The 11,260-nt window shown below is 59.5% G+C and carries 5 protein-coding genes, 2 tRNA genes and 3 rRNA genes; 7 read left to right on the top strand and 3 right to left on the bottom strand.

The genetic code is table 11. The features are described 5' to 3' along the window. The first annotated feature begins 153 nt into the window (after positions 1-153). From ACTJKJ_RS06805 to rrf, 5 genes are all read left to right on the top strand, one after another. Positions 154-1,682 (top strand): 16S ribosomal RNA (locus tag ACTJKJ_RS06805). Positions 1,683-1,864: 182 nt separating this feature from the next. After that, positions 1,865-1,941 (top strand) — tRNA-Ile (locus ACTJKJ_RS06800). A 19-nt stretch (positions 1,942-1,960) separates the two neighbouring features. Then, positions 1,961-2,036: transfer RNA gene (locus tag ACTJKJ_RS06795), tRNA-Ala, on the top strand. 306 nt (positions 2,037-2,342) lie between these two features. Beyond that, positions 2,343-5,223, top strand: a 23S ribosomal RNA gene (locus tag ACTJKJ_RS06790). 155 nt (positions 5,224-5,378) lie between these two features. Further along, positions 5,379-5,491, top strand: a 5S ribosomal RNA gene (rrf, locus tag ACTJKJ_RS06785). Together the 16S, 23S and 5S rRNA genes with 2 tRNA genes alongside form the textbook arrangement of a ribosomal RNA operon. Before the next feature lie 83 nt (positions 5,492-5,574). Here the strand turns inward: rrf and ACTJKJ_RS06780 are convergent. Both ACTJKJ_RS06780 and ACTJKJ_RS06775 read right to left on the bottom strand, forming a co-directional pair. Beyond that, complete coding sequence (locus tag ACTJKJ_RS06780; RefSeq protein ID WP_440819963.1) at positions 5,575-6,546, bottom strand: MBL fold metallo-hydrolase; 972 nt, start codon at positions 6,544-6,546, stop codon at positions 5,575-5,577. Beyond that, on the bottom strand, positions 6,546-8,276 hold the full coding sequence (locus ACTJKJ_RS06775) for a long-chain-fatty-acid--CoA ligase (RefSeq protein WP_147241194.1): 1,731 nt from the start codon (positions 8,274-8,276) through the stop codon (positions 6,546-6,548). The genes ACTJKJ_RS06780 and ACTJKJ_RS06775 overlap by 1 nt, the downstream gene beginning before the upstream one ends. A 226-nt stretch (positions 8,277-8,502) precedes the next feature. Here ACTJKJ_RS06775 and ACTJKJ_RS06770 point away from each other — a divergent pair, with 226 nt between their 5' ends. Continuing rightward, a complete protein-coding gene (locus tag ACTJKJ_RS06770; protein WP_183484253.1) occupies positions 8,503-9,450 on the top strand; it encodes an esterase/lipase family protein in 948 nt (315 codons plus the stop codon). A gap of 57 nt (positions 9,451-9,507) precedes the next feature. On the opposite strand, the gene hppD is transcribed toward ACTJKJ_RS06770, so the two are convergent. Then, positions 9,508-10,632 (bottom strand): 4-hydroxyphenylpyruvate dioxygenase, encoded by a 1,125-nt coding sequence (gene hppD, locus ACTJKJ_RS06765; protein WP_091719716.1) that lies wholly within the window; start codon positions 10,630-10,632, stop codon positions 9,508-9,510. 137 nt (positions 10,633-10,769) lie between these two features. Between hppD and ACTJKJ_RS06760 the strand changes: the two genes are divergently transcribed. Beyond that, positions 10,770-11,252, top strand: a complete 483-nt coding sequence (locus ACTJKJ_RS06760; RefSeq protein ID WP_091724875.1) for an Lrp/AsnC family transcriptional regulator — start codon at positions 10,770-10,772, stop codon at positions 11,250-11,252. Positions 11,253-11,260 lie beyond the last annotated feature (8 nt).

Genomic DNA, 11,260 nt, shown 5'->3' with positions numbered 1-11,260 from the left:
GCGAAAGCGGCTTCGATGTTCTTTAAGAATTTACAGCCGATAAGCGTGGGCGTCTGAACGAGCGACCTGAGAAGGTTAAATCTTTAGACGCTCACGGAAATGAATGAAGCTATGAAAGTAGTCTTTGTTCGATTCCGTTGAGTATTCAAGATCGAACTGTAGAGTTTGATCCTGGCTCAGATTGAACGCTGGCGGCATGCCTTACACATGCAAGTCGAACGGTAACGCGGGGCAACCTGGCGACGAGTGGCGAACGGGTGAGTAATGTATCGGAACGTGCCCAGTTGTGGGGGATAACTGCTCGAAAGAGCAGCTAATACCGCATACGACCTGAGGGTGAAAGCGGGGGATCGCAAGACCTCGCGCAGTTGGAGCGGCCGATATCAGATTAGGTAGTTGGTGGGGTAAAGGCTCACCAAGCCAACGATCTGTAGCTGGTCTGAGAGGACGACCAGCCACACTGGGACTGAGACACGGCCCAGACTCCTACGGGAGGCAGCAGTGGGGAATTTTGGACAATGGGGGCAACCCTGATCCAGCCATGCCGCGTGCGGGAAGAAGGCCTTCGGGTTGTAAACCGCTTTTGTCAGGGAAGAAAAGACTCCTGTTAATACCGGGGGTTCATGACGGTACCTGAAGAATAAGCACCGGCTAACTACGTGCCAGCAGCCGCGGTAATACGTAGGGTGCAAGCGTTAATCGGAATTACTGGGCGTAAAGCGTGCGCAGGCGGTTATGCAAGACAGATGTGAAATCCCCGGGCTCAACCTGGGAACTGCATTTGTGACTGCATGGCTAGAGTACGGCAGAGGGGGATGGAATTCCGCGTGTAGCAGTGAAATGCGTAGATATGCGGAGGAACACCGATGGCGAAGGCAATCCCCTGGGCCTGTACTGACGCTCATGCACGAAAGCGTGGGGAGCAAACAGGATTAGATACCCTGGTAGTCCACGCCCTAAACGATGTCAACTGGTTGTTGGGAGGGTTTCTTCTCAGTAACGTAGCTAACGCGTGAAGTTGACCGCCTGGGGAGTACGGCCGCAAGGTTGAAACTCAAAGGAATTGACGGGGACCCGCACAAGCGGTGGATGATGTGGTTTAATTCGATGCAACGCGAAAAACCTTACCTACCCTTGACATGCCAGGAATCTTGCAGAGATGTGAGAGTGCTCGAAAGAGAACCTGGACACAGGTGCTGCATGGCCGTCGTCAGCTCGTGTCGTGAGATGTTGGGTTAAGTCCCGCAACGAGCGCAACCCTTGTCATTAGTTGCTACGAAAGGGCACTCTAATGAGACTGCCGGTGACAAACCGGAGGAAGGTGGGGATGACGTCAGGTCATCATGGCCCTTATGGGTAGGGCTACACACGTCATACAATGGCCGGGACAGAGGGCTGCCAACCCGCGAGGGGGAGCTAATCCCAGAAACCCGGTCGTAGTCCGGATCGCAGTCTGCAACTCGACTGCGTGAAGTCGGAATCGCTAGTAATCGCGGATCAGCTTGCCGCGGTGAATACGTTCCCGGGTCTTGTACACACCGCCCGTCACACCATGGGAGCGGGTTCTGCCAGAAGTAGTTAGCCTAACCGCAAGGAGGGCGATTACCACGGCAGGGTTCGTGACTGGGGTGAAGTCGTAACAAGGTAGCCGTATCGGAAGGTGCGGCTGGATCACCTCCTTTCTAGAGAATGACAAGACCGCCAGGTGGCTTCGGTTGCCTGGGAGAGTCGAGTCCACAAATAGCGAGTTCAGCGCGCCCACACTTATCGGCTGTAGACACACAACAGTGAGTGAGAAAAACGCGTGAGCCTGGCGAGCTGGCCTTGCCGGTTGGCGCGATGCAGGGGCACGCAAGAGATGCGTGGGTCTGTAGCTCAGTCGGTTAGAGCACCGTCTTGATAAGGCGGGGGTCGCTGGTTCGAATCCAGCCAGACCCACCACGAGGATCGACAAGATCTTGGGGGATTAGCTCAGCTGGGAGAGCACCTGCTTTGCAAGCAGGGGGTCGTCGGTTCGATCCCGTCATCCTCCACCAATCACTTCACAGGGTGGCAAACCACAGCGTCAGGAATGGACGCTGTGGTTTGCCAGTCTCGACTTTGAAAGTCGGCTGTTGTTCTTTAACAATTCGTAGAGTCGAATCAGCGTTGCTGGCGGAAAGCTGGCGCTCGTAAAGGGGCGCTCGGCACCGTGCCGCCAGCGACATTTGATTGCGTCACCAGACTTCAACTCTGAAATTCAGAGAAGAAATTGAAGAACGGCGAAAACGCGTGATACTCAATGAATGCTCGAGTTGTCGAGCATCTGTCCTTGACGACATCTGAGGATGTCAAAGTTATAGGGTCAAGTGACTAAGTGCATGTGGTGGATGCCTTGGCGATTACAGGCGACGAAGGACGTGATAGCCTGCGATAAGCTTCGGGGAGCTGGCAAATAAGCTTTGATCCGGAGATTTCCGAATGGGGAAACCCACCTCGTTTAGAGGTATCGCACACTGAATACATAGGTGTGCGAGGCGAACCGGGCGAACTGAAACATCTCAGTAGCTCGAGGAAAAGACATCAACCGAGATTCCGAAAGTAGTGGCGAGCGAAATCGGAGTAGCCCTCGTGTTTTAGCAGTTGGCATATCAGAACGGAATGGAAAGTCCGGCCATAGCGGGTGATAGCCCCGTATGAGAAATGTCGATTGTGGAACTAGGCACGAATAGAGTAGGGCGGGACACGTGAAATCCTGTCTGAATATGGGGGGACCATCCTCCAAGGCTAAATACTCGTAATCGACCGATAGCGAACAAGTACCGTGAGGGAAAGGCGAAAAGAACCCCGGGAGGGGAGTGAAATAGATCCTGAAACCGCATGCATACAAAAAGTAGGAGCCCGCAAGGGTGACTGCGTACCTTTTGTATAATGGGTCAGCGACTTACATTCAGTGGCGAGGTTAACCGAATAGGGTAGCCGTAGAGAAATCGAGTCCGAATAGGGCGAATTAGTCGCTGGGTGTAGACCCGAAACCAGGTGATCTATCCATGGCCAGGATGAAGGTACCGTAACAGGTGCTGGAGGTCCGAACCGACTAGTGTTGCAAAACTAGCGGATGAGCTGTGGATAGGGGTGAAAGGCTAAACAAACCTGGAGATAGCTGGTTCTCTCCGAAAACTATTTAGGTAGTGCCTCAAGTATTACCTTCGGGGGTAGAGCACTGTTTAGGCTAGGGGGTCATGGCGACTTACCAAACCTATGCAAACTCCGAATACCGAAGAGTACAGCTTGGGAGACAGAGCACCGGGTGCTAACGTCCGGACTCAAGAGGGAAACAACCCAGACCGCCAGCTAAGGTCCCTAAAATTGGCTAAGTGGGAAACGAAGTGGGAAGGCTAAAACAGTCAGGATGTTGGCTTAGAAGCAGCCATCATTTAAAGAAAGCGTAATAGCTCACTGATCGAGTCGTCCTGCGCGGAAGATGTAACGGGGCTAAGCCAGTTACCGAAGCTGCGGATGCACAGTTTACTGTGCGTGGTAGGAGAGCGTTCTGTACGCCTGTGAAGGTGGGTCGTGAGGCCTGCTGGAGGTATCAGAAGTGCGAATGCTGACATGAGTAGCGTTAAAGGGGGTGAAAAGCCCCCTCGCCGTAAGCGCAAGGTTTCCTACGCAACGTTCATCGGCGTAGGGTGAGTCGGCCCCTAAGGCGAGGCAGAGATGCGTAGCTGATGGGAAACAGGTCAATATTCCTGTACCGATCAATAGTGCGATGTGGGGACGGAGAAGGTTAGCTCAGCCGGGTGTTGGATGTCCCGGTTCAAGCCTGTAGTCGTGCCTGGTAGGCAAATCCGCCGGGCTTAGATGAGGGGTGATAACGAGTCTGCTTGCAGACGAAGTGAGTGATACCCTGCTTCCAGGAAAAGCCACTAAGCTTCAGCTATTGACGACCGTACCGCAAACCGACACTGGTGCGCGTGATGAGTATTCTCAGGCGCTTGAGAGAACTCTGGAGAAGGAACTCGGCAAATTGACACCGTAACTTCGGAAGAAGGTGTGCCTTTAGTAGGTGAAGCCCCCGCGGGCCGAGCCCAATGAGGCCGCAGAGAATCGGTGGCTGCGACTGTTTATTAAAAACACAGCACTCTGCAAAGACGAAAGTCGACGTATAGGGTGTGACGCCTGCCCGGTGCTGGAAGATTAAATGATGGGGTGCAAGCTCTTGACTGAAGTCCCAGTAAACGGCGGCCGTAACTATAACGGTCCTAAGGTAGCGAAATTCCTTGTCGGGTAAGTTCCGACCTGCACGAATGGCGTAACGATGGCCACACTGTCTCCTCCAGAGACTCAGCGAAGTTGAAATGTTTGTGATGATGCAATCTCCCCGCGGAAAGACGGAAAGACCCCATGAACCTTTACTGTAGCTTTACATTGGACTTTGAACAGATCTGTGTAGGATAGGTGGGAGGCTTTGAAACCTGGTCGCTAGATCAGGTGGAGCCAACGTTGAAATACCACCCTGGTGTGTTTGAGGTTCTAACCTTGGCCCGTTATCCGGGTTGGGGACAGTGTATGGTGGGCAGTTTGACTGGGGCGGTCTCCTCCCAAAGTGTAACGGAGGAGTTCGAAGGTACGCTAAATACGGTCGGAAATCGTGTTGATAGTGCATTGGCATAAGCGTGCTTGACTGCGAGACTGACAAGTCGAGCAGGTACGAAAGTAGGACAAAGTGATCCGGTGGTTCTGTATGGAAGGGCCATCGCTCAACGGATAAAAGGTACTCTGGGGATAACAGGCTGATACCGCCCAAGAGTTCATATCGACGGCGGTGTTTGGCACCTCGATGTCGGCTCATCTCATCCTGGGGCTGTAGCCGGTCCCAAGGGTATGGCTGTTCGCCATTTAAAGAGGTACGTGAGCTGGGTTTAAAACGTCGTGAGACAGTTTGGTCCCTATCTTCCGTGGGCGCTGCAAGATTGAGAGAGCCTGCTCCTAGTACGAGAGGACCGGAGTGGACGCACCTCTGGTGTATCGGTTGTCACGCCAGTGGCATCGCCGAGTAGCTAAGTGCGGAAGAGATAACCGCTGAAAGCATCTAAGCGGGAAACTCGTCTCAAGATGAGTCTTGCCGGGGCCTAGAGCCCCCTGAAGGGTCGTTCAAGACCAGGACGTTGATAGGCTGGGTGTGGAAGCGCAGTAATGCGTTAAGCTAACCAGTACTAATTGCCCGTGCGGCTTGACCCTATAACTTTGACAGTCCCATCGACGTCAAAGACAGGTGTCATGCGAATAACCGTTCTTCAAGCCTGAAGACGCAATCAAATCAAAAGCTGATCTCGACTCTACCGAATTGGGCTTGTTGCTCCGTCTTCCCGACGAGCAGCGGCCAACCAGTCAAGCCTGATGACCATAGCGAGTCGGTCCCACCCCTTCCCATCCCGAACAGGACCGTGAAACGACTCAGCGCCGATGATAGTGCGGATTCCCGTGTGAAAGTAGGTCATCGTCAGGCTAATATCCCGCAAACCCCTCGATTGGAAACAGTCGAGGGGTTTTTGCTTTTGGGCGCCGCAAAATATCTACTGCGTTCAGCGTTCATGCCTTAGGGCTTTGAAGCATCACTGAGCCGTTCTCGGTCGAAGCCCCTAGGATCTTTGCAGCGATCAGCTGGTCCACCAATTCATTGGACCAATCGAGCAGGTCCCGGTCGGAAAAGAATCGTCGCCAAGTACTCACAAAGATGGGCGTTGACGCCAGCCAGGCCAGCAACGCGTCACGGGTACTGTGAACCACCTCGAGCATATGAAACGCAGTGAGAGCCTTCACCGCGTGCACCGCATGGCGATGAGGTTCCCGTCGAAAGTAGTCCAAGCGCTCGCGTGCAATTCCGATGGCCTTGGCGATGTCCGTAAATGGCGCCCCGTGACCGGGAATGATGATTTCGGGTTTCAACCGTTCGATGATGTCGAGTGTGGCAGTCACTTCCTCGAAAGCGTCTTCGCCATCGAGTTCCGGAAAGACAATTCCGAAGCCCCGTTCCCACAGCGCATCTGCGGACAGCAGCGTCCCGCTGGACGGTTCATGCAGGATCACCGAGTGCGGATCGTGCCCTGGCGCGGCGTGGACATGCCAATCCCTTCCTCCTTGATGAAGCACTTGGCCGGGCGTGAGCTTTCCCGCCGGCGTGAACCGATCGCAGCGCTGGCCGGTCGAGCGGTAACTCAGCGCCTCCTCGTCCCAGGTCGAGATCGCCGCGTATTCGCCCGGGGGAATGAGGATGGGACACCCATGCCGCTGCGCGATCAACGCATTCCCTCCGCAATGGTCGGAATGGAGATGCGTATTGACGATCAGGCGCAGTGACTCAGCCGGCCGCAGGCTGGCGTCAAGCAAAGCGAGGGTCTGTTCTGCATGGCTGGCGTAGCCGGTGTCGACAAGGACCGCGCCCTCCCCCGGGGATGCGCCATGAAGCACGACGTTGTTGGACGAGAGCCAACCCCGCTCCAGGACGGTGACACCCGACGGCAACACGCAAGCGCCGCGGCCGTCACCGCGCGAGGCGCCCATCACTGCCGCAGCTCGCGTCGCAAGATCTTGCCGACGTTGGTCTTGGGCAGCTCGTCGCGGAACTCGATGTACTTCGGCCGCTTGTAGCCCGTCAACTGCTTGTGGCAATAGGCGGCGAGGTCCTCCTCGGCGAGCGCCGGATCCTTCTTGATGACGAACAGCTTCACCGCCTCGCCGGAGTGCTGATCCGGCACGCCGATCGCCGCGCACTCGAGCACGCCGGGATGCAGGTTCACAACCTGTTCGATCTCGGTGGGATACACGTTGAAGCCGCTGACCAGAATCATGTCCTTCTTGCGATCGACGATGCGGGTGAATCCCTCCGCATCCATCACGCCGATGTCTCCGGTCTTGAAGAATCCATCCGGTCCAATCGCCTGCGCGGTTTCTTCGGGACGATTCCAATAGCCGGCCATGACCTGCGGACCTCGGATGCAGATCTCGCCGCGCTCGCCGATTGGCAGGTCCTTGCCGTTGTCGTCGCGGATTGCGATTTCGGTGTTGGGCACAGGCAAGCCGATCGATCCATTGAACTGGGCCAAGTCGAGGCGATTCACCGTCGCCACCGGAGAGGTCTCGGAAAGCCCATAGCCTTCTACGACGGGGCAGCCGGTAATGCGCGCCCATTTCTCCGCAGTGGCCTGTTGCACCGCCATGCCGCCGCCATTCGAGATCACCAGCTCGCTGAAATCGAGCTTGGCGAATGCGGGATCATTGGCCAGCGCATTGAACAAGGTATTGACCGCGGGGAACATGTTCACGCGGTAATTGCGCAGCGTCGCGATGAGCCCCGGAATGTCGCGGGGATTCGGAATCAGCAGATTCATGATCCCCATCCGCGCGCCTAGCATGTAGCAGGCTGTGAGCGCGAAGATGTGATACAGCGGTAGCGCGCAGACGATGGTCAGGGGCTTGTCGCCGAGCTTGTTCAGCATCGGCGCGAACCAGGCTTCGCTCTGCAGGATGTTGGCGACGATGTTCCGGTGCAGCAGGGTCGCGCCCTTTGACAGGCCCGTCGTGCCGCCGGTGTATTGGAGGAAGGCGGGGTCGTCCGGGCCAACCTGCACCGACTTCAGCGACATGGCCGCGCCCTGCGCCAGCGCCTGATTGAAGCGGGAGACGCTGCGCCCGCCGGTCAAGGGCAGGCGGAATTCCGGCACCATCTTTTTCACGTGCCGGACCGCGAAGTTGATCAGCGGGCCACGCCACCAGCCCAGCATGTCGCCCAGGCCGGTCAACACCACATGCTTCACCTGCGTGCGGTCGATGACCTCCGAGAGCGTCTTGGCGAAGTTCTCGAGCACGATGATCGCCTCGGCGCCGGAGTCCTTGAGCTGGTGTTCCAGCTCGCGCGGCGTGTACAGCGGGTTCACGTTCACCACGACGAAGCCGGCCCGCAGGATGGCCGCGATGGTCACCATGTACTGCAGGACGTTGGGCATCATGATCGCCACGCGCGCACCGCGGACCAGGCCGCGCTGCTGCAGCCAGGCGCCCAGCGCCGCGGACAGCTCGTCGACCTGCGCGAAGCTCAGGCGCTGGTCCATGCAGGCGGCCGCGTCGCGGCGCGCATGCTTGCGGAATGCCTCCTCGAGGAGGGCCACCAACGAGGGATAGACGTCGACCGGGATCTCCGCAGGGACGCCCGGTGGGTAGTTCTTCAGCCAGGGCTTCGCGGCCGGTGGGGCGGTCGCCGGCGTCGCGGCGGTCGGTGCGGTGGTTGCAGTCATGTCTCCTCGTCGCGTTCTTGATGTGTCGGAGGGGCGCGCCCCTGAGGAACTGTCCATGCTGGCCGCTGGCGCGAAGGCGTCGTAGCGGGGATGCCCTAGGCCACCTCGTCACGTGAGGGACAAGCGGTCGCCATTCCTTGGTCAGACTCGCCCATGCGCAGAGTTTTCCGAAGCGAAGCCCTGGTCCAGCCCGCGCCTACACTCGTCGTTTTGATCGGGAGCCCGGATGAACGGCAGGCTGCAGCGCCTCACCTCGTTGTTTCGTTGGATCGTTGGACCGCTGTTGAGCCTGTGGGCCGGCAGTCACTGGGGGCCTTGGGTGGGGCTGGCGCTGCTCGCGCTTTTCGTGGCGGGGCCGCCCCTGGCGATGCTCCCCCACTTCCTGGTGTTGCGCTTCGTCCCGCCGGCGCCGGGGCTGCCGACCGCGCCGCTGGGCGACCTGCTGCAGGCCTGGTGGCGCGAGGTCGTCGTGGTCACGAGGGTGTTCAATTGGCAGCAGCCCTGGGCCGAACATCGCGAGCCCGACTTCCTGCCGCCCCCAGCGCAGGCGCGCGGCCGCCGCGGCGTCGTGTTCCTGCACGGCTACAGCTGCAATCGCGGCCTGTGGAACGGATGGATGAAGGCCCTGCGGGCGCGCGGGACGCCGTTCATCGCGCTCACCCAGGAGCCCGCCTTCGGTTCGATCGACCGCTACGCGCCGCAGGTCGACGCCGCCATGCGCGCGCTCCATGACCGGACCGGCCTGGCGCCGCTCATCGTCGCCCACAGCATGGGGGGATTGAGCGCGCGCGCCTGGTGGCGCAGCCAGGGCCACCCCTTCGACCGCATCCATCGCATCCTGACGCTGGGCACGCCGCATCACGGCACGCTGCTGGCGAAGCTGGGCACCACCGAGAACGCCCGCCAGATGCGCGGCGATTCGGAATGGCTGAACGAGCTCGCGCGCCAGGAGCCGCCGCAGGTCGCGAGCCATTTCGATTGCCTCTACGGCCATTGCGACCAGATCGTCTTCCCGGCAGAGACGGCGGTGCTGCCCGGGGCCCGCGTGCTGCACCTGCCGGCGCGCGGCCACCTGCAACTCGTGTTCGAGCCGCAGGCCTTCGAGCGGGCGCTGGCCCTGCTCGATGAGCCGGCCCAAATGAACACCGCCCAGCGGGTGAGCCGGGCGGGTTGAGTCAGGGGAGCGTCAGCGGGAAGTCAGCGCGGCGAGGCCGGCCGACATCCCGGACCATCAAGCGTCCGCCTTGAGCACGCCACGGCGGATCTGATCGAGCTCGATGCTTTCGAACAGAGCCTTGAAGTTGCCCTCGCCGAAGCCTTCGTTGCCCTTGCGCTGGATGATCTCGAAGAAGATCGGGCCGATCACTTCCTTGGTGAAGATCTGCAGCAGCAGCTCGTGCGGCGCGCCCTGGTGCGCGGCGCCGTCGATCAGGATGCGCAGGCGGCGCAGTTCGTCCAGGTCCTCGTTGTGCTCGGGCAGGCGCTTGGTCACCAGGTCGTAGTAGGTGTCGATCGTGTCCTGGAAGACCACGCCGGTGCCCTTCATGCCTTCGACGGTGCGATAGATGTCGTCCGTGCCCAGCGCCACGTGCTGGATGCCCTCGCCGTGGTACAGGTCCAGGTATTCGGCGATCTGGCTCTTGTCGTCGCTGCTCTCGTTGATCGGGATGCGGATCTTCCCGCAGGGGCTGGTCATCGCCTTGGACTTCAGGCCGGTGAGCTTGCCCTCGATGTCGAAGTAGCGGACCTCGCGGAAGTTGAACAGGCGCTCGTAGAACTCGGCCCATTCCTTCATCCGTCCGCGGAACACGTTGTGGGTCAGGTGATCGATGTAAGTCAGGCCATGGCCCTTGGGCGTGGACTGCACCGGCTTGCCCTCGGCATCGAGCAGCGGCACGAAATCGACGTCATAGATGCTGATGTTGCCGATCTCGCCGGGCGCCGCGCCGTTCTTGCCCTGCCAGCGGTCGACGAAGTAGATCAGCGAGTCGCCGATGCCCTTGATCGCCGGGATGTTCAGCTCCATCGGGCCGGCCTTGTTGTCGAAGCCCCAGGCGCCGAGTTCCAGCGCGCGGCGGTAGGCGAAGGCCGCATCCTTGACGCGGAACGCGATCGCGCAGATCGACGGCCCATGCAGGCGCGCGAAGCGCTGGGCGAAGGCGTCCTTCTCGGCGTTGATGATGAAGTTGACGTCGCCCTGGCGGTACAGCGTCACATCCTTGTGGCGATGGCGGGCGACGGCGACGAAGCCCATCGAGGTGAACAGCGCGCCCAGCGCCGCAGGGTCGGGTGCGGCGAACTCGATGAACTCGAAGCCGTCGGTGCCCATCGGGTTGTCCCAGGGGGTGAATGCCATGCTTGTCTCCGCTACCCCGTCAAGGGGATCTGGTCAGGAATGTGATGGCGTCACTGTAGGGGGAGGGGGGCGCAGGATTTCTGCGATCCATGGCGCTCGAAAGAGGGATGGCGCAGGAATCCTGCAAGAATCGCGCAATGGACAAGCAGATCGAGCTCGATGCGATCGACCGACGCATCCTCCACGCCCTCCAGGCCGACGGCCGCATGACCTACGACGCGCTGGCGGCGCAGGTGAACCTGTCCTCGTCGGCGGTGCTGCGGCGGGTGAGGCGGCTCGAGGAAGGCGGCGTGATCACCGCCTACGTGGCGCTGGTAAGCCCGGAGCGGGTGGGCCTCGGCCTGACGGCCTACATCAACGTGCGCCTGGAGAAGCACACCGAAAGCCACAAGCGCACGCCGATGGACCTGTTCCGCGCGGCGGTCCAGACCTGGCCCGAAGTGGTGGAATGCGCCGCCCTGACGGGGGAGATGGACTACCTGCTGCGGGTGCTTGTCGAGGACATGAGCCATTACGCCCGCTTCATCAGCGACACGCTGCTGCGCCACCCGAGCGTGCAGGACTGCAAGACCAGCTTCGTGCTGGACCGGCTGAAGGACACGACGGCGCTGCCGGTCTGAAGGTAGCG

It is taken from the genome of Roseateles sp. 22389 (genome assembly GCF_052044995.1).
Taxonomy (GTDB): domain Bacteria; phylum Pseudomonadota; class Gammaproteobacteria; order Burkholderiales; family Burkholderiaceae_C; genus Roseateles.
The sequence above is the reverse complement of the archived record's forward strand: the minus strand, read 5'-3'. Positions and strand labels throughout refer to the sequence as shown.